Annotated in this window: 16 protein-coding genes; 9 read left to right on the top strand and 7 right to left on the bottom strand. The window is 66.7% G+C overall.

Annotated features, from left to right (window positions below):
* The first annotated feature begins 17 nt into the window (after nt 1-17).
* Both QRN13_RS05580 and QRN13_RS05575 read left to right on the top strand, forming a co-directional pair.
* Nucleotides 18-1,202 (top strand): acetyl-CoA C-acyltransferase, encoded by a 1,185-nt coding sequence (locus QRN13_RS05580; RefSeq protein WP_284877162.1) that lies wholly within the window; start codon nt 18-20, stop codon nt 1,200-1,202.
* A 195-nt stretch (nt 1,203-1,397) separates the two neighbouring features.
* Entirely contained in the window at nt 1,398-2,972 is a 1,575-nt protein-coding gene (locus tag QRN13_RS05575; protein ID WP_156355811.1) for a hypothetical protein, read from the top strand.
* Nucleotides 2,973-3,006: 34 nt separating this feature from the next.
* On the opposite strand, the gene QRN13_RS05570 is transcribed toward QRN13_RS05575, so the two are convergent.
* From QRN13_RS05570 to QRN13_RS05555, 4 genes are all read right to left on the bottom strand, one after another.
* A complete protein-coding gene (locus tag QRN13_RS05570) occupies nt 3,007-5,391 on the bottom strand; it encodes a PAS domain-containing sensor histidine kinase (protein WP_284877161.1) in 2,385 nt (794 codons plus the stop codon).
* A 90-nt stretch (nt 5,392-5,481) separates the two neighbouring features.
* A complete protein-coding gene (locus tag QRN13_RS05565; protein WP_284877160.1) occupies nt 5,482-6,051 on the bottom strand; it encodes a hypothetical protein in 570 nt (189 codons plus the stop codon).
* 77 nt (nt 6,052-6,128) lie between these two features.
* Nucleotides 6,129-6,536: a CBS domain-containing protein gene (locus QRN13_RS05560; protein WP_055752885.1), complete on the bottom strand. Its 408-nt coding sequence runs from the start codon at nt 6,534-6,536 to the stop codon at nt 6,129-6,131.
* Between the two features lie 61 nt (nt 6,537-6,597).
* Nucleotides 6,598-8,052: a vWA domain-containing protein gene (locus QRN13_RS05555; RefSeq protein ID WP_284877159.1), complete on the bottom strand. Its 1,455-nt coding sequence runs from the start codon at nt 8,050-8,052 to the stop codon at nt 6,598-6,600.
* Nucleotides 8,053-8,616: 564 nt separating this feature from the next.
* On the opposite strand from QRN13_RS05555, the gene QRN13_RS05550 reads away from it, so the two are divergent.
* The gene (locus QRN13_RS05550; protein WP_284877158.1) at nt 8,617-10,479 is read left to right on the top strand and encodes a monovalent cation:proton antiporter-2 (CPA2) family protein; all 1,863 of its coding nucleotides are present in this window, start codon (nt 8,617-8,619) and stop codon (nt 10,477-10,479) included.
* Nucleotides 10,480-10,482: 3 nt separating this feature from the next.
* Here the strand turns inward: QRN13_RS05550 and QRN13_RS05545 are convergent, their stop codons facing one another.
* Nucleotides 10,483-11,103, bottom strand: coding sequence for a DUF4168 domain-containing protein (locus tag QRN13_RS05545; protein WP_284877157.1), 621 nt, complete (start codon nt 11,101-11,103; stop codon nt 10,483-10,485).
* Between the two features lie 214 nt (nt 11,104-11,317).
* On the opposite strand from QRN13_RS05545, the gene QRN13_RS05540 reads away from it, so the two are divergent.
* The 6 genes from QRN13_RS05540 (at nt 11,318) to QRN13_RS05515 (ending at nt 18,915) form a co-directional block, all read left to right on the top strand.
* On the top strand, nt 11,318-12,337 hold the full coding sequence (locus QRN13_RS05540) for a phospholipase C/P1 nuclease family protein (RefSeq protein WP_284877156.1): 1,020 nt from the start codon (nt 11,318-11,320) through the stop codon (nt 12,335-12,337).
* 5 nt (nt 12,338-12,342) lie between these two features.
* Nucleotides 12,343-13,134, top strand: coding sequence for an RNA methyltransferase (locus QRN13_RS05535; protein WP_284877155.1), 792 nt, complete (start codon nt 12,343-12,345; stop codon nt 13,132-13,134).
* Nucleotides 13,131-13,454, top strand: a complete 324-nt coding sequence (locus tag QRN13_RS05530; protein WP_284877154.1) for a YnfA family protein — start codon at nt 13,131-13,133, stop codon at nt 13,452-13,454. Before QRN13_RS05535 ends, QRN13_RS05530 begins: the two co-directional genes overlap by 4 nt.
* Before the next feature lie 164 nt (nt 13,455-13,618).
* On the top strand, nt 13,619-14,863 hold the full coding sequence (gene nhaA / locus QRN13_RS05525; protein WP_284877152.1) for a Na+/H+ antiporter NhaA: 1,245 nt from the start codon (nt 13,619-13,621) through the stop codon (nt 14,861-14,863).
* A 203-nt stretch (nt 14,864-15,066) separates the two neighbouring features.
* A complete protein-coding gene (locus QRN13_RS05520; protein WP_284877151.1) occupies nt 15,067-17,706 on the top strand; it encodes a TonB-dependent receptor in 2,640 nt (879 codons plus the stop codon).
* Between the two features lie 225 nt (nt 17,707-17,931).
* Nucleotides 17,932-18,915 (top strand): sensor histidine kinase, encoded by a 984-nt coding sequence (locus tag QRN13_RS05515; RefSeq protein WP_284877150.1) that lies wholly within the window; start codon nt 17,932-17,934, stop codon nt 18,913-18,915.
* A gap of 134 nt (nt 18,916-19,049) precedes the next feature.
* Here QRN13_RS05515 and QRN13_RS05510 read toward each other — a convergent pair whose 3' ends face one another.
* Nucleotides 19,050-19,736 carry a class I SAM-dependent methyltransferase gene (locus QRN13_RS05510; RefSeq protein WP_284877149.1) on the bottom strand — a complete coding sequence of 229 codons (687 nt, stop codon included), beginning with the start codon at nt 19,734-19,736 and terminating at the stop codon, nt 19,050-19,052.
* Nucleotides 19,737-19,924: 188 nt separating this feature from the next.
* Nucleotides 19,925-23,131 (bottom strand): efflux RND transporter permease subunit, encoded by a 3,207-nt coding sequence (locus tag QRN13_RS05505; protein WP_284877148.1) that lies wholly within the window; start codon nt 23,129-23,131, stop codon nt 19,925-19,927.
* Between the last annotated feature and the right edge of the window lie 5 nt (nt 23,132-23,136).

The raw sequence follows: 23,136 nt of genomic DNA, 5'->3' as shown, positions 1-23,136 counted from the left end.
ATAGAGGAAGCCGCACCATGTCCGCCGATCCCGTCGTCATCGTCTCCTACGCCCGCACCCCGATGGGCGGTTTCCAAGGCGCGCTGTCCGACGCCAAGTCCACTGACCTGGGCGCCGTCGCGGTCAAGGCGGCGCTGGACCGCGCCGGCCTCGATCCGCAGAAGGTCGAGCAGATCATCATGGGCTGCGTCCTGCCTGCGGGCCTGGGCCAGGCGCCGGCGCGTCAGGCGGGCATGGGCGCGGGTCTGCCCACCTCGACCGAGGCGACCACCATCAACAAGATGTGCGGCTCGGGCATGCAGGCGGCCATGATGGCGCACGATGCGCTGGCCGCTGGTTCGGCCGACGTGATCGTGGCGGGCGGCATGGAGTCCATGACCAACGCCCCGTATCTGATGCAAAAGCACCGGGGCGGCGCGCGCATCGGCCACGACGTCATTTCTGACAGCATGTATCTGGACGGGCTGGAGGACGCCTACACCCCCGGCAAGCTGATGGGCCAGTTCGCTGAGGACACGGCCAAGGACTATCAGTTCACCCGCGAACAGCAGGACGCCTACGCCATCGAAAGCGCCGGCCGGGCCAAGCGCGCCCAGGAATCAGGCGCATTCGACGCCGAGATCGCCTCGGTCGAGGTCAAGACGCGCAAGGGTCCCGTCACCGTCGACCGCGACGAACAGCCGACCAAGTCCGACCCGTCCAAAATCCCCAATCTGAAACCCGCCTTCGGCAAGGACGGCACCATCACCGCGGCTTCCGCCGCCTCGATCTCGGACGGCGCCGCCGCCCTGGTCATGATGCGCCAATCGACGGCCGAGGCGCTGGGTCTGACGCCGATCGCCCGCGTGGTCAGCCAGGCCGCCCACGCCCACGAGCCGCACCTGTTCACCACGGCCCCGGTCTTCGCCCTGCAAAAGGCGCTGAAGAAGGCGGGCTGGAGCGCCGACGACGTCGATCTGTGGGAGGTCAACGAGGCTTTCGCCATCGTGCCGATGATCGCCATGCAGGAACTCGGCATCCCCCACGACAAGATCAACGTCAACGGCGGCGCCTGCGCCTTGGGCCACCCGCTTGGAGCTTCAGGAGCACGCGTCCTGACCACCCTGCTGTCCGCCCTGAAAGCCCACGGCAAGACCCGCGGCATGGCCGCCCTCTGCATAGGCGGCGGCGAAGCCACCGCCATGGGCGTGGAGTTGGTTTAAGCAACTACACATTCCTTCGCGGATTGAACATTGGAAGTGTCGGTACAGACGGTGGGCGCTCTGTAGGTCTGTTTTGGATCTTGTGGCGGCATGGCAACTGACCGTGTCGTCTAGCGTGGGACACAACCGGTCCGATTGTGCGGGACGTCTCATACCTGTAGTTCAAAAAAGGACTGTCGCTGGAATCCTTATCCAATGCCCTTGGTGCTTACGCCCGAAGTTCCCGTCCACGACTATACCGAAGGTCGCCAGTCCGAGACCCACAGCAGGGCTTTACCCGGCGGCGGCTACGTCACGGTTTGGTCCGGGTCTGGGGTCGAAGACAGAGGATATGGCGTCTATTTGCAGCGGTATGACGAGGCCGGCGTCCGCATAGGCGGTCCGATTCTTGTGAATACCACCACCGTATATTCGCAACGCAATCCGCAGGTCGCCGTCCTCGAATCTGGCGGTTTCGCCGTCGTGTGGGATGACACCATTCCTGGCGTCGCCGGAAGCCGGGGGCTCTTTACCCAAACCTTCGATGCGTCAGGCGCTCGGACCGGCGGTGAAACACAGGTCAGCCCGGGCGGCTCTACACATCAGATCGCGGCCATGCCTGATGGGGGCTTTGTCGTGACTTGGACCCAGTCGAGCGAGTATCCGTTCACCGACGTCTCGGCGCGCCTTTATGATGCATCGGGTCAGCCTCGCGGTCCGGCATGGATCATGGACCGGGACCAGTTTGCTGGTCAGTCAAATGTCGCGACAGCCGATGCGGGTTTCATCGCCGTATGGCGCGCCACAAACGCCGGCGTTACGACCATTGCCGTGCAAACCTATGACAACTTCGGCGCTCGGGTTGGGGAAACGCTGCATCTGACGCAGCCCGTTGGGCTGACAACGACCGAGATCGTTCGCTTGACCGACGGCAAGTTCGTCTTGGTCTGGGGTCAAGCCGACGGTCTACACGGACAGATTATGACCGCCTCTGGACAAGTGTTCGGCGAACCCTTCCTTGTACAGCAGAATACGACAGGCTCATCGCTTTCGCACTCCGTCGTGGCAACGCCCGACGGCGGTTTCACCGTCGCCTGGGACCAGTTTGCTTCTGGCCGGGGCGTCATCGCTTTAGCCTCGTTCTTCGAGGACGGCACGCGAAACGGAAATACGGTAACGGTGCGTAGTGGTCAGACGCCGGGAGAGCCGCCGGGCCTGCTTGTCCTGGCGAACGGCGATGTCGTGGTGACCTATGCGCGTTATGTCGGCGACTCGATCAATTTTTATGATGTCTTCCAGGCTAGGTTGACAGCCGTTCCAAACATTCTGGAAGGCTCGGCAAGCGCCGATGTGCTGACAGGCTCGAGGGCGAGCGATCGTCTGCTGGGGCATGACGGCAAGGATTTTCTTATGGGGATGGACGGGAACGACATCCTGATCGGCGGAAACGGTAACGATCGTCTCGATGGCGGAGCCGGCTGGGATGAGGCCGTCTTTTCCGGCGCCGCGTCGGACTACAAGATCATGATGACGCCTGAAGGCGAGTATGTGGTCAGCGGTCTGGACGGCTACGATACCCTGTCGGGGATCGAAATCCTGAGGTTCGATGACCGCACGATCGATCTGACGCGGATCGTCTGCTACCCTCAACCGGCGTCCGCCGCTAGCCCGATGGAAAGCACGCCTGCTGCATTCGCTCTTGCCGATGCTCCGTCTCCAACCCTACCGATCATTGACCTCGGATTGGCCGCTTCGCTGCACCTGATCGCCCCGCCCGATTGGGTTTGGTAGAGGGTCAGCGGTCGGTCTTGATGGCGAGGCCCTGCTAAGCCGCGAACGCCGCGCGGATCGGCTGCACCGTCTGGTCGGGGCGTTTGACCGGCAGGTCGAAGCTGACGACCGTGCCGACGCCCGGCTGGCTTTCCATGCTCAGCTGGCCGCCGTGCATCTCGATCAGGGACTTGGTCAGGGCCAGGCCCAGGCCGGTGCCTTGGGTGGTCTTGGAATGCTGGCCCTCGACCTGTTCGAACGGGCGGGCGAGGCGCACCAGGTCCTCGGGCGCGATGCCGATGCCGGTGTCGGCGCAGGCGACGCGGATGCGGTCCTCGCCCTGCGCGCCAGTGAAGGGTTTCAGCGACACGACGATGGAGCCGCCCTCGGGCGTGAACTTCACGGCGTTGGAGATCAGGTTCAGCATCACCTGTTTGACGCCGCGTTGATCGGCCTCGATGTCGGGCAGGTCGCCGGCCTCGACCGCGATCTTCAGGCCCGCTTCCTGCACCTTGCCGCGCATCAGCCGCACCGCGTCCTCGCACACCTCGCGCAAGGACACCGGCTCATAGTGCAGGGTCATCTTGCCGGCCTCGATCTTGGCCATGTCCAGCACGTCGTTGATCAGGCTGAGCAGGTGCTGGCCCGACTTCAGGATGTCGCCGGCGTATCCCTTGTATTTCTCGTTCAACGGCCCGAACAGCTCGCTGGCCATGATTTCCGAGAAGCCGTTGATGGCGTTCAGCGGCGTACGCAGCTCGTGGCTCATATTGGCCAGGAACTCGGACTTGGCCTGGTTGGCGGCCTCGGCCCGGGTCATGGCCACCTCGTATTTACGCGCCAGCAGCGACAGCTTCTCCTGGCTGGATTCCAGCTGGTCGACGGTGGCGCGCAGATCGTCGGCGGCGCGTCGGCGCTCGGCCTCCTGGCGTTTGATGGCGGTGATGTCGGCGGCGGTGACGACCGAGCCGCCTTCGGAGGTGAACCGCTCGGACAGTTGCAGCCAGCGCCCGTCGTTCAGCTCAACCTCGCGCAGGCCCGCACGACCGCTGGCCGGACGATGCTCGGCCTTTATGGCCAGGCCGGCGATCCGGTTCAATTCGTCCTTCATCGCGCCACGCCGCACCACCCCGTGATCGAAGCCGAAGGCGTCCTCGAACGCCTGGTTCCACAGGATCAGCCGCCCCTGACGATCGAACAGGACGAAGGCCTCGGAGATGCTCTCCACCCCGTCGCGCAGCCGGCTTTCGGCGGCCTGGGCGGCGGCCTTGGCGCGGCGGGCTTCGGTGATGTCTAGCGCCACGCCCAGGATGGCGGAAAAGCCCATGTCGCCGCGCTCGCCGCGCGCCTGGCCCCGCGCATCGATCCACCGCGCCCGCCCGTCCGGTCCCGGCACCGGGAAGGTGATCTCAAAGGCGCCATAGGCCGCCGCCTGGCGCAGGGCGTGGCGGAAATCTTCCTGAAAGCGCGGATGGACGCGGCCGATCACATCCTCGGCGTCGGTCACACCGCCGCGCGAGAAGCCCAGCAGCGCGGCCATATAGTCCGACAGCGATACCTCGCCCTTGGCCAGATCCCACTCCCACACCCCGCACCGCGCGGCTTCGACGGCGATGCGGAACCGCTTTTCGGTGGCCACCCGTTCGCGGTGCTGGCGCGTCTGGCGCAGGCCGTAGAGGACGAACAGGACCACGACCCCGACCCCCAGCATTAGCGGCGCGAGCACCACCCAGGCGTCGTCGAAGAAGGAAGCGGTCGTCCCCTCCGAGATCGCGACCGCATAAGGACCGCCCGCGCGGGCCTGGGCGGCGGAAGCAAGGCCGGCCTGGCCCCCCAGCGTCACGGCGCGCGGGTCGGCCTGATCGACCAGGGCCGAGGCATCAACGCCGATCAGGGTGCGGATGGGTTGGCCGATCTCGGCGGCGCGCGCCGAGGCCAGCACCACGCCGCCCGCCGACACGATCCGCGTCTCGCCGCCTTTCGGCAGGACCGGCGCGATCCGCGCCTCCAGCCTCAGGCCGTCGGCATTGGCCTGGCCGGCGACGACCGATCCTTCGCCCTTGGCGGCCTGCACAGTCTCGCCGGGACCGACCAGGGTGAAGGCGACCTTGGGCGCAGCGGCCTGCGCGGCCTCGACGACCTCTATGGGGGCGCGTTTGTCGGCGATGGCGGTGCGGCCGGCGGCCAGGCCCGCTTCGGCCGACTGGATCAAGGCGCCGGTCTGGCTGGCGACCAGGTCTGCATTTAGCTTGAGATTTTCAGCTTCCAGGCGGCTGATTTCGCGGGTCGGCCGGCTGAACTCGCGCGACGCCATCAGGGCATAGGCGGCCGCGATCAGCGCCAGGACCAGGACGGCGATCCGCAACCAGGCGGGCGCGCCGGCGGCGCGGTCGGAGGCGCGACGCCCCGACCGATTTTCCCGCCGCTCCTCGTCCCGCAAGCCCCGACCCTCCGACAAACACTTCGTTGTCGGAATCTAGGCTGCGTCGCGGATTCGTGTCGAGGCTCGGCGCGCGCTTTTGACGGGTTTTTAAGCGGCGGCGACCGGCGACAGCAGGCGGTCGGGCGCGGGCTCCAGCACTCGCGTCACCCCATGCAGCACATCACGCGCCTGTCGGGCCAGGGTCAGGACGGCCGGCGGCGCATCGTCGGGCGTCTCGGCGACCAGATCCACCAGATCCTGGGCCAGGCGCATCAGTTGGGGCGCGGCGGCGATCAGGCGGGCCTGAAACTCGATCTGCTGGGGATCGCGGTCGTATTCGGCGCCCGGCACGCGCCAACCGCCCCAGTCCGCCCGATCGGTCACGACGACCGGATAGGTGCCGGGGTGGGGGTGATGCAGGCAATCCTCGGGCAGTTGCCACTTGTTGCGCGCGCGCAGCAGCCGCCAGTCGCCCAACCCCTGATCCGAGGCCGGGTCATCGGTTGCCAGCAAAAGCTCGTTGGCGGTGAATTCGCGCCCCAGACCGACGTCATAGGTGACGCGCACAGGCTCTTCGAACCCCTTGGCCCAGACGGGCTGGACCTGTTCTATAAAGGCCCAGGCGCCGACGCACTCGACCCAGACCTTCTGACCCTTCTGGAACTGTGCGCGCGCCATGCAATCCTCCGATATTCGAGGGAACAGCATGAACGACGATCCTTGACGCCCGGTGTCGGGGCGCGGTTACGCAGGTCTTAACGCGAAATGCTTTCCAGCGTCTCGCCGGCGTATTTCTCTTTCACGCGCGTCGACAGGTCGCCCAGCGACACGACGCCGACCACGCGGCCATGCTTGTCCACGACCGGGGCGCGTCGGATCTGCTTGGCGCCCATCAGGTCCAGCACGACCTTCAGGTCGTCGGTGTCCAGCACCGTCTGCGGATCGCGGGTGATGAACTCCACTACCGAGGCGCTCGAGGCGGCGCCCGTCGCCAGGGCGCGCACCACGATGTCGCGGTCGGTGATGGTGCCGATCAGCTGATCGCCGTCCGCCACGGGCACGAAGCCGAAGCCGCCCTTGGCCATGCGGCTGGCCACGTCCTGGATGGTGTCGGCGGGCCGGGCCAGGTGCACGTCCTTGGTCATCACGTCGCGGATCTTCATGGCGGGTTTCCTTGGTTGAAGCGTTGCGCTGGAAAACCCGCCGCGAGCGTGGCGGTTCCGGTCAGGGCGTCCGCATCGGGGGAAGGCCCTGGGCCGCCCGCACCAGCTGAACGAACTCGGCCCGGTCGCCATAGGGGTCTTCACCCCTGGCCCCTTGCGCCTGATCGATGATCCGGTCCCAGCCATAGTCGGCTGTCATCCACGGATCGCCCCGCAGCTTTTGCCCGAATCCGGCGACGGCGATGGCCCAGCGCGTGGCCTCGGGCGGCTGGGCGCTGACCGGCCCGCCCGCGCGGTTGGTCAGCGGCTGCTGGATCAGGTCCGATCGGCTCTGGCCCGGCTGTTTGTAGCGCACCTGGATAAAGCCGATCTCGCCGGTCGGATCGCTGCCGCCGACCCCGATACGGTTATCGGGATAGCGCCTTTCGGGAACCTGGGTCGGGCCGCCGACGGGGGTGATCTCGTACAGGGCCGTGACGCTGGCGCCGGATCCGACCTCGCCCGCATCGACCTGGTCGTTGTTGAAGTCTTCCTCGTTCAACAGCCGGGTCTCATAGCCGATCAGCCGCCATTCGGCGACGCGCGCGGGATTGAACTCGACCTGGATCTTGACGTCGTCGGCGATGGGGAAGGCGCCCTTGTCGAAGGCCGGTCCGAACAGTCGGCGCGCATCCCTCAGGTCCCCAACATAGGCCGCGACCCCATTGCCCGCCTGGGCGATGGTCTGCATCCGCGCGTCCTGATAGTTGCCGCGCCCGAAGCCATAGACCGACAGATAGATGCCGGTCCCGCGCTTTTCGGCGACATAGTCCTCCAGCCGCTTGTTGTCGGTCACGCCGACGTTGAAGTCGCCGTCGGTGAACATCAGGATGCGGTTGACCTTGTCGCGGGCGAAGTTCGCCTGGGCCTGGTCATAGGCATTGGTCATGCCGGTCGCCCCGGCCGTGCCGCCGGACGCCCGTAGGCTGGCGACCGCGCAGCGCATCTTCAGCTTTTCGTCGCCCTTCGTGGGCTGCAAGGTCGTGCCGGCGCCTTCCGCGTAATAGGTGACGGCCAGAGTGTCCTGCGGCCTCAGCCGGTCGATGGCCAGGTTCATCGCCTTCTTGGCCAGGTCCAGCTTGTCCGGCGACCCCATCGAGCCGGAGACGTCGACCAGGAAGGTCAGGTTCAACGGACGCTGCTCGCCCGCCGGCAGTTCATAACCTTGCAGGCCGATGTGCACGATCTGACGCCCGTCAGCCCAGGGCGAGGCCGCGACCGCCGTCGTGATGGCGAAGGGCCGGGTCTGGCTGGTCGGCCGGGCATAATCATAGTCGAAGGCGTTGATCAACTCCTCCACCCGCACCGCATCCCTGGGCGGCGCACGGCCCTCGTCGATGAAGCGCTTCACGTTCGAATAGGACGCCGTGTCCACGTCGATGGAGAAGGTCGAGACCGGCTGATCGCTGGTCCGCTTCACCGGATTGGGCGTCGCATCCGGATAGCGTTCGGTGTCGGCAGGGGGCGGCCTCATCATGCCGGGCGACGTCGGGGCGCCTGGTGATCGCGTGATCCGGGAGCCTGTGACGACAATATCTTGCGGCGCCATCGATGACGGCGCGGGGGCGGGCGATGGAGGCGGTGGCGGTGGCGGTGGAGGCGGAGGAGGCGGAGGCGGTGGCGCGCCGTAGGGGACGCGATCTTCCTTGCGTGTCGGCGTGATCCTCACCGGCGGGGTCGGCGGACCGGTGCGCGGCGCCGTTGGTGCGGCGACGGGCTCAGGCGATCCCAGCTCAAAACCAAGAGGCCGGCACGCCGCCGGCGTCGGTTCGCCATCCAGCGGCTTGGCCAGGGCGACGCTCGGCACGGCGACCGGCGGCGCAGCGAACGACAGGCTCAGAACGGACAGCGCCGCCATCCTGACGATGCGTGACATGGCTTCCTCCGGTTGTTGTCTTGACACCAGTCGCGGGTCGTCATGGGGCGAAACTGTGGCGCCAAATACTCCTCGACGCACGATGATCTTTCAGCGTGTCTTTCGTGTCCTCTCGCAATCGCCGACCAGGACCTCCACAATAGAGGCCAAGCTTGGGGGAATGCGATGGCTGAGGCGACGACGGGATTGGATCTGGGCGCAGCGGCCGCTCTGCTGGCCGCAGGCGTGCTCGCCGTGCCGGTGTTCAAGCGCATCGGCCTGGGATCGGTGCTGGGCTATCTGGCGGCGGGCCTCGCCATCGGTCCCTTCGGTCTGAAGCTGTTCCGCGAGCCCGAGACCATCCTGCACGTCGCCGAGTTCGGCGTGGTCATCTTCCTGTTCATCATCGGGCTGGAGATGCGGCCCAAGCGGCTCTGGGGACTGCGCAAGGAAATCTTCGGCCTCGGCGCGGCTCAGGTGCTGTTCTGCGGCCTGATCCTGACCCTGACCGCCATGCTGGCCGGCTTCTCCACACCCGTCGCCTTCGTCGGCGCCATGGGCTTTGTCCTGTCGTCCACCGCCGTCATCATGCAGATGCTGGAAGAGCGCGGCGAAATCGCGGGCGGGCCGGGCCAGCGCGCGGTCTCCATTCTGCTGCTCGAAGACCTGGCCATCGTGCCGCTCCTGGCCATCGTCGCCGTCCTGGCCTCGGTGCTGGGCGTGGCGAACGAACAGGCGCCGCCCCTGTGGCAGACCGTCGGCTTCGCGGTCGCGGCGGTCGGCGGTGTGCTGCTGGCCGGCAAATATCTGGTCAATCCCGTCTTCCGTCTCCTGGCCCAGTACGGCGGGCGCGAGGTGATGACGGCCGCCGCCCTGCTGGTCGTGGTCGGCGCCGCCTGGGCCATGTCCTTGGGCGGCCTGTCCATGGCCATGGGCGCCTTCCTGGCCGGGGTCCTGCTGTCGGAATCCACTTTCCGCCATCAGCTGGAGGCGGACGTCGAGCCGTTCCGGGCCATTCTGCTGGGCCTGTTCTTCCTCAGCGTCGGCATGTCGCTGGACGTCTCGGTCGTCGTCGCCGACTGGCGTCTGGTGCTGGGCGGGGTCGTGGCCTTTATGCTGGTCAAGGGCGTGGGCATCTATGCCGTCGCGCGCCTGTTCAAGGCCTCGCACCATGAGGCGATCGAGCGTGCAGGCCTGTTCGCACAAGGCGGCGAGTTCGCCTTCGTCCTGTATGGCGCCGCCGTCGCCGCCGGCCTGTTCGACGCGCGCATCGGGGCGATGATGTCGGCGGTGGTGATCCTGTCGATGGCCCTGACGCCCCTGACCTCGCTGCTGATCGCGCGGCTGTCGCCCAAGCCGGTCCAGGACGCCGAAAGCGCCGAGGGCGTGGACTTCGCCAAGGACCTGCGCGGCCAGGTGCTGATCATCGGCTTCGGCCGTTTCGCCCAGGTCGTGTCCCAACCCCTGCTGGCCCGCGACGTCGACGTGTCGATCATCGAGAACGACGTGGAGATGATCCAGGCCGCCTCCCAGTTCGGGTTCAAGGTCTACTACGGCGACGGCACCCAGCTGCACACCCTGCGCGCTTCGGGCGCGGAGGAGGCCGAGATGGTCCTGGTCTGCGTCGACAAGCCCGAGGCCGCCGACCGCATCGTCGAACTGGTCAAGTCGGAGTTCCCGACCACCCGGATCATGGCCCGCGCCTTCGACCGAGGGCATTCGATGCGCCTGATCCAGGCCGGGGTGGACTACCAGATCCGCGAGACCTTCGAGTCGGCGCTCAAGTTCGGCGAGCGCGCCCTGGTCGAACTGGGCCTGGACGAGCATGAGGCGGCTGAGACCATCGGCGACGTGCGCCGTCGCGACGAGGCGCGCCTTGACCTGCAGCTGACCGGCGGGCTCAAGGCCGGCCGCCAGCTGATGCGCGGCAATATGCCGACGCCCCAGCCCGCCCCCTACATCAAGCCCCGTCGCGAAGGCCGACTGCTGAACGAAGACGAGGCGGGCCCGGCCGCGCCGGACACCCGGCGCGAGCCCGCCGACACCTGATCCCTACTGGCTGACGCCCTTCTCCAGACGCGCGCCGGCCAGTTGCGCCTTGGCCTGAAGATAGGGCGTCGCGGACACCAGTTGCGAGATGGCGTTGAAGCGCTCGGTCGTCAGACCGGAGGCCTGGACCGCCGCCGTCAGTTTGGCGCTCTGCTCGGGCGTCGCCTGATTGTTTTGCACTTCGGCCGTGACGGCGCGGATCTGCGTCATGGCGGTGACGAAGCGGTTCAGTTCGTCATCCGTTACGGCGGCGGCTGGCGTGCCGGGCGCCGGCGCGGTGGCGTTGACCACCCGAATGCGCGCGGCCAGGGCCGGATCGGCGGCGACGGCGTTGGACAGGGTGTTGAAGCGCGTCACTTCCAGCCCCGAATCCTGCACTGCGGCGGCCATCTGCGCCTGCTGTTCCGGCGTCGGCTGGGCGCCGTTCAGCGTGTCGCTGACGGCTCTCACCTTGGCCATGGCGTCGTCGAACTTCTTCAGCTCGTCATCGGTGAAGGTGGTCGAGCCGGCCATCGGCGCGGCCGTCGGCGTCTGCGATGTGGTTGATGCGTCTTGGGCGTGAGCGGTCGCAGCGGTCGCAAGAAGGGCGACGGAAGCAAGAAGGGCGATGCGGGGCGTGCGCATGGGAATGTCCTTTCGGTCTGGCGTCCACTTGAAGGGCCGTCCGACGACGGCGACGACGCAATCACGTCATCGCTCCCCAAGGGCGTGGAGCCTGAAACAAACGAAGGGGGAGCCTTCATAACCTAGGCGCCGATGCGCCTCACACCACCCCTTGGACGCTGGAGGCGCGATCAAGGATGCGTTAGACGGGCGTGATCCTTGTTGAGGTTTGTCCATGAAACGTCTCGCCATCGCCGCCCTGGCCCTCGTCGCGGTCGCCGCGCCGGCTGTCACCGTCACCGCCTGGGGCAACACCGGCCACCGCCTGATCGGCGTGGCGGCGATGCGGGCCTTGCCGGACGATCTGCCGGCCTTCCTGCGCACCCCGGCCGCCATCGCCGACGTGGGCGAACTGGCGCGCGAGCCCGACCGCTGGAAGGGCGCCGGCCAGCCGCACGATCGCGAGCGCGACACCGCCCACTTCGTCGACCTGGACGACCAGGGTCGCGTCTACGACCAGCGCGGCATGAGCCTCAACGACCTGCCGCGCCTGAAGTCCGAATATGACGCCGCCCTGACCAAGGCCGGTCTGGACGTCAACGACGCCGGCTATCTGCCCTACGCCATGATGGACGCCTGGCAGCAGTTGGGCCGCGACTTCGCCTATTGGCGCGTGCTGAACGCCGCCGAGAAGCGCGAGACCAATATGGAGCGTCAGGCCTGGTATCGCGCCGACCGCATCCGTCGCGAGGCCCTGATCCTGCGCGACATCGGCGTCATGGGTCACTACGTCGGCGACGGTTCGCAACCGCATCACACCAGCATCCACTACAACGGCTGGGGCGACTTCCCGAACCCGGAAGGCTTCACCAACTCGCGCCAGACCCACGCCGTGTTCGAGGGCGAGTTCACCAACCGCGTCGCCCGTCTGGACGCCGTCGAGGCCGCCATGCCGGCCGCCAAACTAGACGGGTTCGACGTCAAGGCGCGCACCGTCTCCTATCTGACCACGACCCTGGCCACGGTGATCCCCTTCTATCGCCTGGAAAAGGCCGGCGGCTTCCGCGACAGCGACCCGCGCGGCGCGGCCTTCGTCAATGAACGTCTGGCGGCGGGCGCCGGCGAACTGCGCGACTTCATCGTCGCCGCCTGGACCGCATCCGGCAGCGCCTCCATCGGCTGGCCCGCCGTCAAGGTCGCCGAGGTCGAGGCCGGAACCGCCGACCCCTGGATCGCCATGGTGGGCGAGGACTGATTGCGTTGTCCGAGCTGACACCTCCCGCCGTCATCCTCGACAAGGCGCAGATGGCCGAGAACATCGGCGCCGTGGCGCGGGTGATGGCCAACTTCGGCCTGTCGGACCTGCGTCTGGTCAGCCCCCGCGACGGCTGGCCCCAGGAGCGGGCCTGGGCCACGGCCTCGGGCGCCGACTGGGTCTTGGACGGGGTGCGGGTGTTCGACAGCGTCGCCGAGGCCATCGCCGACCTGAACACCGTCTTCGCCACCACCGCCCGCCCGCGCGAGACGCGCCAGCCCGTGCGCACCCCGCGCGAGGCCAGCCGCATCCTTTATGACGACACGGCCTCGGGCCTGAAGACGGGCCTGTTGTTCGGCGGTGAGCGCGCCGGGCTGGAGACGACCGACATCGCCCTGTGCGCCGGCATCGTCACCATTCCGATCGACCCGAAGCACCACTCGCTGAACCTGGCCCAGGCCGTGGCGATCAACGCCTATGAATGGCGCACGCTGATCCTAGACGCCCCGCCGCCGCGCTTTCGCGACAGCGAACCGCCGGCGTCGAACGACCTGCTGGTCGGCATGTACGAGCATCTGGAAGACGAGCTGGAAAACGGCGGCTTCTTCTATCCGCCCGAGAAGAAGCGCTCGATGAGCCAGAACCTGCGCGTCATGCTGGGCCGCGCCGCCTTCTCGGAGCAAGAGGTCGCCACCATGCGCGGCGCCATCCACGCCCTGTCGCGCGGCCGGGGCCGGGTCCTTGCCAAGCTGGCGGCCGAACGCGCGGCCAAGGCGAAGACGGACACGCCTGAGTGAAACCCTGGCTGATCTATCCGCTGGCGGCCTTGGCGGAGATCGGCGGCTGTTTCGCCTTCTGGGTCTGGCTGAAGTTGGATCGTTCGCCCCTGTGGCTGGCGCCCGGCGTCGCCTGCCTGATCGCCTTCGCCTGGCTCCTGACCCTCGTCCCCAGCGACGCGGCGGGCCGCGCCTTCGCGGCCTACGGCGGCGTCTATATCTGCGCCTCCCTGATCTGGATGGCGCTGGTCGAGAAGACCCCGCCGGATCGCTGGGACATCCTGGGCGGCCTTGTCTGTCTGATCGGCGCCGGGCTCATCCTGTTCGGCCCGCGCGGCTAACCTGCTTCGGCTTGGCTTGGCCGTCCTGATCCTCTATTCTGAACCCAGCCATCAGGTCGCTCCGCGCGGCCAGGCCGGCGCGCCGATTTTGGTTTGCGAATCCGGTCCGACGCCCGTCGATAACCTGGCGTCACGACGAAACTTCCGTTCGCTTGGAGGCCGCCGTGGCGCGCAAACTGACACTCGATTTCCTCAAGACCGAGGCCGCATCCGGCTCGGCTCTGGCGCTGGCCGCCATCGCCGCCGTGGCGGTCGCCAACTCGCCGTGGTCGGCCGACTATTTCGCCTGGCTGAAGAGCTACCACGTCCTGCAGATCGGCCCGATCCTGCTGGAGGAGACGATCTCCGACTGGATCAAGGAAGGTCTGATGGCGATCTTCTTCCTCGTCGTGGGGCTGGAGATCAAATACGAGATCGTGCGCGGCGAACTCAGCGATCCGAAGAAGCTGGCGACGCCGGTGCTGGCGGCCTTGGGCGGCATGGCGGGGCCGGCGGCGGTCTATCTGCTGCTCTCCGGCGCCATCGGCGCGCCGCATGCCGGCTGGCCCATCCCGCTGGCGACCGACATCGCCTTTGCGCTGGCCATCTTCGGCTTTGTCGGCAAGGGCTTGCCGTCGTCGTTGCGGGTCTTCCTGCTGACCCTGGCCATCGTCGACGACCTGGGGGCCATCGCCCTGATCGCCGTGCTGTTCAGCGAGGGCGCGAACTGGACGCCGCTGTTCTGGGCGCTGGGCGCCCTGGCCGTCGGCGCGGTCGCGGCGCACCGTATCCGCATTCCCGCGCCCTTCTGGGTGCTGGGGTTCGCCCTGGTCTGGTATCTGACCGTGCTGTCGGGGCTCAGCACCTCCCTGACCGCCGTGGCCTTCGCCATGATCGTGCCGATCAAGGGCCGGGCCGAAGACGGTCAGAGCCCGCTGAAGGAGGCGATGCACGACCTGCATCCATGGAACGCCTTTTTGGTCCTGCCGCTGTTCGCCTTCGCCAAGGCGGGTGTCTCCTTCGCCGGCCTGTCGATGGAGCAGGCCTTCGCGCCCTTGGTCATCGCAATCGCCTTGGGCCTGTTCTTTGGCAAGCAGATCGGCGTCCTGGGCGCGGCGTGGCTGGCCTCGGCGCTCAGGATCGGCGCGCGGCCGACGGGCGCCAGCTGGCTGCAAGTCTATGGCGTCTCCCTGCTGTGCGGGGTTGGCTTCACCATGAGCCTGTTCATCGGCGTCCTGGCCTTCCCTGGCGCGGTCGACTCGCCCGAGCAGGTCGAGGTCAAACTGGGCGTTATCGGCGGCTCGATCCTGTCGGCGGTCGCGGCGGCCCTGGTGCTGGGTTTCGCCGGTCGGGCCCGCCAGGTGGATCCCGCCGCCCTGCACCCTGAGGTCGAGCCTCTGGGGCCGAAAGACGGGCAAAAACTGACCTAGCGTCAGCGTTTTCTGTCGCTTCCCTGACACACAAAGGCGAATCCGCGGCGAAAAATCGTCGCGGCGAACAACGCTCGCTTGTCGGTCGGCCCGAACCGCGCTTAGCCTGTCCCTAACGAATGATCCCCCACGTAGGGGACGTCGAGGGAACAGGAAACGCTGCGATCGCCACTGGCGTCGCGGCTTCAGCCGGGAGGACGCCTATGCGCCGCAATCTTCAACTCAGGACCACTGTGTCCGCCGCCGTCATGGGCGCCGCTGTCATGGGATTCGCCGGCGTCGCCGCCGCGCAGGAAGCCCCGGCGACCGTCGACGACATCATCGTCACCGCCCAGAAGCGTGAGCAGAGCCTGCAGGACGTGCCGATCGTGGTCACGACCCTGTCGCAGGAACTGCTGGACGGCGCGGGCGTGCAGGACATCAAGGATCTGCAGATCCTGACGCCGGGTATGACCGTCACCTCGACCCAGTCGGAAGCCTCCACAACCGTGCGCATCCGCGGCGCCGGCACCGTCGGCGACAACCCCGGTCTGGAAAGCTCGGTCGGCGTGGTGATCGACGGCGTCTATCGCTCGCGCAACTCGGTCGGCTTCGGCGACCTGGGCGAACTGAGCCGCATCGAGGTCCTGAAGGGGCCGCAAGGCACCCTGTTCGGCAAGAACACCTCGGCCGGCGTCATCAACATCATCACCGAGCGCCCCTCGTTCGACCCGTCGATCTCAGGCGAACTGACCGGCGGCAATTTCGGCGCCATCGGCGGTTCGGTCTCCGTCACCGGCGGCCTGACCGACCAGGTGGCCGGTCGCCTGTTCGTCGCCCACCGCGAGCGTGACGGCTTCTATGACGTCAACAACGGCGACGGCCCCAACACCCGCAAGGACGACCAGACCCAGGACTACTGGACCACGCGCGGCCAGCTGCTGATCCTGCCCAGCGACGACGTCTCGGTGCGCCTGATCGCCGACTACACCAAGCGCGAGGAATACTGCTGCGTCGCCGTGCAGACGCGCGTCGGCCCGACCCAGGCCTTCATCGCCGCGCTGACGGCCCCGAACGGCCCCGGACAGACGCCGCCGAACGCGACGTTCGGCACGGTGCCCTTCTCTCGCCTGGCCTATTCGAACCGCGAGACGCCGCAAGAGATCGAGGACATGGGTCTGTCGGCGGAAGCGACCATCGACTTCCCCAGCATCAACGCCACCCTGACGTCGCAGACCTCGTGGCGCGACTGGTCGTTCCAGCAAGGGATGGACCTGGACTACACCGGCGCCGACATCCTGTACCGCGCCAACGACGGCTCCAACGGCTACGGCGTCGACAACCTGACGCAAGAGTTCCGCCTGGCCGGCACGTCGGACAAGCTGGACTGGCTGGTCGGTCTGTTCGCCACCAAGGAAGGCGTCTATCGCGACGACAGCTACGTCTATGGCTCGGACTACAACGCCTTCGCCTCCCTGCTGCTGACGGCCTCGCTACCGGCGGCCGTGGGCGGCCCCAGCCCGTCGCGCCTGGGCTGCTTCACCAATCCGAACGGCTTCCTGGTCGGCACCGCCGGCGCGGCCGCGGGCCAGCCGCTGTGCGTGATCGGCGCGGTGCCGCCCAGCGCCGCCGCCCCGACCTTCGGCGTCGGCAAGGCCTATGAAGACCACTATTCCCAGAAGTCGGAATCGGTCGCCGTGTTCACCAACAACACCTATCGGGTGACCGAGGCCTTCGATATCAACCTGGGTCTGCGCTACACCTACGACAGCAAGCGTCTGTTCGGGATTCAGGACAACCTGGGCACCAACGGCGCGGCCTGCGGCGGCGCCCTGGCTAACCAGAACCCGGCCAACCGCACCGTGTCGCCGATCCCCGGCACCGCCAACGTCGCCACGCCGGCCGCCGCGCTCGGTCTGCTGTGTCTGCCCTGGTCCAACCCGCTGTACGACGGTCGTCGGATCCAGGAGAAGTTCAGCGACACCGACCTGTCGGGCACGATCAAGGCGTCCTACCGCTTCAACCCGTCGATCATGGTCTACGGCTCGTATGCGCGCGGCTACAAGGGCGCGGGCTACAATATGGACCGGGTGCAGACGGGCGTGACGCCGGACGCCTCGCTGTTCTTCAAGGCCGAGACCGTCGACAGCTATGAAGCGGGCGTCAAGACGACCCTGTTCGACCGCACCATGCTGCTGAACGTCACCTACTTCGATCAGAAGTTCGAGAACTTCCAGCTGAACACCTTCCTGGGCACCGCCTTCGTGGTGGAATCGATCCCGGAACTGACCTCGCGCGGCGTCGACGCCGACATGGTCTGGTTCACCCCGGTCGAGGGCCTGAGCTTCCAGGGCGGCGTGACCTACACCGACGCCAAATACGGCCAGTTCGGCGCCGGCGACCTGTCCAGCCCCGGCCGCTTCCCGCAGCTGTCGCTGCTCCCGGGCGCGCGGGCGTCCTTCGCTCCGGAATGGTCGCTGACCGGCGCCTTGGCGTTCGACCGCGAACTGGGCGGCGGCCTGCGCGGCGGCTTCAACCTGTCGGCCAAATATTCGACCGAATACAACACCGGCTCGGACCTGTTGCCGTACAAGAACCAGGACGCCTTCACCGTCGTCAACGGCCGGGTCTCGATCGGTTCGGCGGATGAGCGCTGGACGCTGGAGGTCTGGGGCCAGAACCTGCTGCAGGAAGAATACACCCAGGTCGGCTTCGCCGCACCGCTGCAGGGCACGGCCTTCGCCAACACCACGACCCCGCAGGCGGATGGCACCTACTACAACCCCGCCACCGACACGGCGACCTACAACGCCTACCTCGGCGCCCCGCGCACTTACGGCGTGACGCTGAAGGTCAAATACTGATCGCCAGCCCTCAAGGCTGACCGACCAAGGGCCGACCGGGAAACCGGCCGGCCCTTTTTCTTGCAATCAGGCCTGACGGCGGGGGTGCCCCGGCGCTGTCGAGACGGGCAGTCGGCCTGAACTTTAGCCGATCAACAGGTTCCAGTCGCTGAACTGTTCTGGACGCGGACGTTAGACTGCCCGATACACCGTCTTATCGACGCCCTGCGTCCACTGAGGAAGCAAATGCGTCACCAGACGTTTCGTCATCCGGCCTGGCGCGGCTATGCCCTGGCAGTCGTCGCCTGGCTGGTCGCCTTCGGGCTGCGCTATGGTCTGGCGCACTGGTTTCCGCCGGGCTTTCCCTATCTGACCTTTTTTCCAGCCGTCGTGCTGGTCGCCTACTATGCGGGCCTGCGTCCGGCCGTCCTGACGGCGACTTTGTCGGGCCTGTCGGCCTGGTGGTTCTGGATCGGCCCGCCGGGCTTCGACCTGGGCGTCGCCACCCTCGTCGCCATCGGATTCTACGCCTTCGTCGTCGCCGTCGACATCTTCTTCATTGTCGGCATGGACAAGGCGTCAGGAAAGTTGGCGCGCGAAGTCGAGCGCAACGCCGCGCTCGCGGAAAGCCGCGACATTCTGCTCAGAGAAGTGCAGCACCGGGTGTCGAACAATATCCAGGTGGTCAGCGCCTTGTTGAGCCTGGAGGCGCGCGCCGCCGCCGACCCAGGCGCCAGAAAGGCTTTGGCCGACGCCTCGTCCCGCACGGGTCTGGTCGCCCGCATCCAGCGCAGTCTGGCTGACGCCGACCGTCAGAACACCGCCTTCCAGGACCTGGCGCGATCGATCGTTGACGATGCGCTGACGGCGGCTGCGCGTGACGACGTCGTCGTGTCCATCTCCGGCGGCGAGGTGGTTCTGTCGGCCGAGGAGGCCACACCCGTGGTCCTGATCATGCTGGAATGCGTCAACAACGCCCTTGAGCACGGCTTTCCCGACCGGCCCGGACGGATCACGATCAACCTGTGCGACGAAGGCGCGGTCCGCACCCTGACCATCGCCGACGACGGCGTGGGCGTCGCCAAAGAGGCGAGCGCCGAGCCGTCGAGCCTGGGTCTTCGGATCATTACAGCGCTCGCTGGACAACTCGGCGGAGAATGGTCGCTGCGGCCTGCGAACCCCGGCGCATCGGCCCAACTGTGCTGGCCCAGTGCGCCTGTCGCGCTCTAGATCGTTAGGCACTATTTCACCGTTGTGCGCCTGGAACCGGCAGTTGAAGGTCGTTCCCTACGACAGACCGTGTTGCATATCGACTTTGGGACGCCTCAGCGTTCTAGGGCGCCGACGAAGACAAACCGCCAGATCTACTTCACCGCCAGCCAGAGCGTTTGAATGTCGTCGATAGGCTTATGGCTTTGAATGGTCCAACCGCTGGCTTGCAACATATCGGCGACATCAAGCGTGGAAAGATCATTCACCCAAGCATGCGCTCTGCGTGGCTGCAGCGGGGCCTTGGCGTCCGTCACGCAGTAGCTGATTACGGCCTTGCATGCGCGCAATCCGGCCAAGAAACTTCCAGGATCATGAAGGTATTCAAGAACGCCTAGGACTGCGACAGCATCAACCTCGATGGCAGGAGGACCCTCCTGGTTGTAATCCATCACTATAGTTCGGTCGTCTCGTCGAACGACGTCCGAGGGAATGTAACAGGTGTCGAGATAGCGCTCCAAACCCATGGTTCCGCAGCCGACATCAAGAACCGTTTTCGCCCCCTGAAGCCACTTGGCGGCTTCGGCGGACCGGGCGGACCATGGTTCGGCCTCGTCGGTTGCTAAAGCGGTCCAACGGCTCACGACAGTCTGGCGTCGCGCGATGGCGGCCTCGGTCATCGCAATCCGGTCCGCCTCACTACATTGGTAGAAACCAAGATTCGACATAACGGCAATATGCACGAGTTTCAGCGTATTGATACGCCTGTTCCAGCTGAAATCACGTTCCAACGCCTTGCCTGGCTGGCGCCGTGCAGTATTCAGGCGATCATGCAAAGACATGGTCTGGGCGCAATCTTTGATTGAGCTATTTTCTATCTTCGATAGTTGTTAGGATGTTGCTACGCAGGCCGTCGGACGGAGTGACGGCAAGGTTTCTGAGGTAAACCTGCTCAGCGCTTCGTAACGATTTAAAGAAAGGCCCGGTCGAATGGCTCCGCCGGGCCTTGGTCGTTTCGGTCTTGGGCCGATCAGGCCGGACGATCTTGCGTCGCCGCCGGCTCCTCGTGCCCGTGCTGGCCGTGGAACATCTTGTCCAGTCGACCTTCCAGGCGGCGCTTGACCCCGTCGATCAGGCTGAACACCACCGGCACGAACAGCAGCGACAGGGCGGTCGAGGTAATCAGCCCCCCGATGACCGCGATGGCCATAGGCGAGCGGAAGGCGGTGCCTTCGCCGAACGCCGCCGCGATCGGCAGCATCCCCAGCCCCATCGCCATCGTCGTCATGATGATCGGCCGCGCCCGCTTGTGGGCGGCGTCCATCAGGGCGTCGTGTCGGCCCATCCCCTTCTCCATCGCCATGATGGCGTAGTCGACCAGCAGGATGGAGTTCTTCGCCGCGATCCCGGTCAGCATGATGATGCCGATCAGGGCCGGCATGGACAGCGACTTGCCCGTCACCAGCAGCAGGAAGAAGGCGCCGCCGAACGACACGGGAAGCGCCGCCAGGATGGTGATCGGGTGGAAGAAGCTTTTGAACAGCAGGACCAGCACGACATACATCAGCAGAATGCCGGTCACGATGGCGAAGGCGAAGCCCATGCCCAGTTCCTGGAAGCTTTCGGCGTCGCCCGACGGCTTCTGGCTGACGCCCTGCGGCAGGGACTTGATGGCGGGCAGGGCGTTCACCGCCTGCGTGCCTTGGCTCAGGGTCAGGCCGGTCAGTTCGGCGGTGATGTTGGCCACGCGCAGTCGGTCCAGACGATTGATCTGGTTGGGGCCTGCGCCGAAGGTGATGTCCGCCACCGCCGACAGGGGCACCGTCGCGCCCGACGCCGTCGGCACCTGAAGGTTCTCCAGCACGCCCAGATCCGAGCGCGCCTGTTCCGTCAGCATGACCCGGATCGGCACCTGACGGTCGCCCAGGTTGAACTTGGGCAAAAGCTGATCGGCGTCGCCCAGGGTGGCGACGCGCGCCACCTGGCTGATGTCCTGGGTCGACACCCCTTGCAGGGCGGCGACGTCGGCGCGCGGCGTGACCAGGATTTCCGGGCGCACGAGCGAGGCCGAGGACACCACATTGGACAGGCCGGGAATGCTGCGCATCTCGCGCTCGACCTTGGCGGCCGCGGGTTCAAGCACGTTCGCTTCGTCCCCGACCAGGGCGATGGTCAGAAGGCTGGACCCGCCGCCGCCGCCCGAGGCGCCGAACTGAATCCGCGCGCCGGGGATCTGGCGCAGCACCGGTCCCATGTCGCGCTCGAACTCCTGCTGGTTCAGCTTGCGATCCCAGCGCCCGACCAGATTGACGGTCAGGTTCGCGCTGCGCACCTCGCCGGCCGAACCGCCGCCGCCGGGGCCGAAGCTGGTCGTCGCCGAACCGACGGACGAATAGACCGACGCCACCTCGGGCCGTTTCATCAGTTCGCGGTTGATGCGCTGCACGGCGGCATCCGTCTCCGCCAGGGTCGCGCCCGGCGGCAACTGCACCGTCACGGTAGAGCGCGAGATGTCTTCGACCGGAATGAACTCGCCCGGCAGCTTGGTCGCCATGAAGATCGACAGGAAGAAGAACAGGATCCCCATCCCCAGCACCCAAAGCCGGTGATCGAACATCCGGTCTGCGACCTTGCGGCGGAACCAGCTGGCGCGCGGATGGTGGTCGGCCCGGCGCTTGCGCCAGTCGTCGCCCAGCGCCCAGTTTAGGGCCTTCAGATAGGGCCCCATCCAGAAGGGCTCCTTGTGCTCCTTGCCTTGGTCGCGCTTCAGCAGATAGGCGCCCATCAGGGGCGTCAGGGTTCGCGCCACAAGCAGCGAGAACAGAACGCTGACGCAGGTGGCGATGGCGAAGCTCTTGAAGAATTGACCCACGACGCCGGGCATGAAGCCGGTGGGGGCGAACACCGCAATCAGGGTCGCCGTCGTTGCCATGACCGCCAGGCCGATTTCGTCGGCCGCCTCGATGGCGGCGGGGTAGGGGGCCTTGCCGTCGCGGATGTGGCGGACGATGTTCTCGATCTCCACGATGGCGTCGTCCACGAGGATGCCGATGGTCAGCGACAGGGCCAGCAGCGTCACCACGTTCAGCGACTGGTTCGTCAGGTCCATCACCCAGAAGGTCGGGATCAGCGACAGCGGCATGGCCACCGCCGCGATCAGGGTCGCGCGCCAGTCCCGCAAGAAGATGAAGACGACCGCGATCGCCAGCAGGGCGCCCAGCACCAGGGTCTCGACAGAGGCGTGGAAGTTGTTGACGACGTCCTCGGTGGTGTTGGCCACCTCCTCGATAGCGACGTCGCCGCGCTCCTGGTCCAGCTTCTCGATCTCGGCCTTGACGCGGTCATAGACGTCCACCTCGGACGAGCCGATGGCGCGCGAGACGCCGAAGCCGACGACTTCCTGACCGTTGAAGCGCGCGCGGCCGCGCGGCTCGGACCATTCGTCGGTGATCTGGCCCAGGTCGCCCAGGCGCACGCTGCGGCTGCCGATGGGGATCAGGGTCTCGCGCAGCTGTTCGACCGATTTGGCCGACCCGACGGTGCGGATAGCCTGCTCCTCGCCCGCGATCTCGCCGCGGCCGCCCGGCAGGTTGATGTTGGAGACGCGCAACTGGTTCGACACCTGGGCCGCCGTCACGCCCGAGGCGGCGAGCCGCGCGGGGTCCAGCTTGATGCGGATTTCACGGCTGACGCCGCCGTCACGGCTGATCTGGCTGACGCCGCGCACCGACAGCAGGCGTTTGGCCACGGTGTTGTCGACGAACCAACTCAGCTCCTCGGGGCTCATGCCCGGCGCCCGCACCACGAAGTTGGCGAAGGGGATGGCGGTGAACTCGATGCGCTGGACGATCGGTTCCTGCACGTCGGCGGGCAGGTTCTGGCGGATGCCGCTGACGGCGTTGCGCACGTCGTTGGTGACCTTCTCCAGGTTCACGCCCAGCTGGAACTCAATCGAGGTGGTGGACACCCCCTCGTTGACGACCGAGGTGATGTGCTTGACCGACCCCAGCCCCGCCACAGCATCCTCGACCAAGCGGGTGACCTGCGTCTCCATCTCGGTCGGGGCGGCGCCGGCCTGGACCACCGTCACGGCGACGACCGGCAGATCCACGTCGGGGAAGTTGTTCGTCCTGAGCTTGAAATAGCTCATCGTCCCCGCGATCGTAAGAACGACGAACAGCAGGACGATGGGGATCGGGTTCCTGATCGACCAGGACGAGATGTTCTGAAAGCCCATCGGTC

Origin of the sequence: Brevundimonas sp. MEB006b, from assembly GCF_030209705.1 — a bacterium.
Lineage (GTDB): Bacteria > Pseudomonadota > Alphaproteobacteria > Caulobacterales > Caulobacteraceae > Brevundimonas.
This window is presented reverse-complemented; position numbering and strand designations above follow the sequence as displayed.

Excerpts from the sequence above, each read along its gene's own strand:
- QRN13_RS05555 (WP_284877159.1), bottom strand. The coding sequence starts at position 8,052 with ATGATGAGGCCGCCCCCTGCCGACACCGAACGCTATCCGGATGCGACG.
- QRN13_RS05545 (WP_284877157.1), bottom strand. The coding sequence starts at position 11,103 with ATGCGCACGCCCCGCATCGCCCTTCTTGCTTCCGTCGCCCTTCTTGCG.
- QRN13_RS05565 (WP_284877160.1), bottom strand. The coding sequence starts at position 6,051 with ATGGCGCGCGCACAGTTCCAGAAGGGTCAGAAGGTCTGGGTCGAGTGC.
- QRN13_RS05540 (WP_284877156.1), top strand. The coding sequence starts at position 11,318 with ATGAAACGTCTCGCCATCGCCGCCCTGGCCCTCGTCGCGGTCGCCGCG.
- QRN13_RS05505 (WP_284877148.1), bottom strand. The coding sequence starts at position 23,131 with ATGGGCTTTCAGAACATCTCGTCCTGGTCGATCAGGAACCCGATCCCC.
- QRN13_RS05515 (WP_284877150.1), top strand. The coding sequence starts at position 17,932 with ATGCGTCACCAGACGTTTCGTCATCCGGCCTGGCGCGGCTATGCCCTG.
- QRN13_RS05575 (WP_156355811.1), top strand. The coding sequence starts at position 1,398 with ATGCCCTTGGTGCTTACGCCCGAAGTTCCCGTCCACGACTATACCGAA.
- QRN13_RS05560 (WP_055752885.1), bottom strand. The coding sequence starts at position 6,536 with ATGAAGATCCGCGACGTGATGACCAAGGACGTGCACCTGGCCCGGCCC.
- QRN13_RS05520 (WP_284877151.1), top strand. The coding sequence starts at position 15,067 with ATGCGCCGCAATCTTCAACTCAGGACCACTGTGTCCGCCGCCGTCATG.
- QRN13_RS05550 (WP_284877158.1), top strand. The coding sequence starts at position 8,617 with ATGGCTGAGGCGACGACGGGATTGGATCTGGGCGCAGCGGCCGCTCTG.
- QRN13_RS05580 (WP_284877162.1), top strand. The coding sequence starts at position 18 with ATGTCCGCCGATCCCGTCGTCATCGTCTCCTACGCCCGCACCCCGATG.
- QRN13_RS05510 (WP_284877149.1), bottom strand. The coding sequence starts at position 19,736 with ATGTCTTTGCATGATCGCCTGAATACTGCACGGCGCCAGCCAGGCAAG.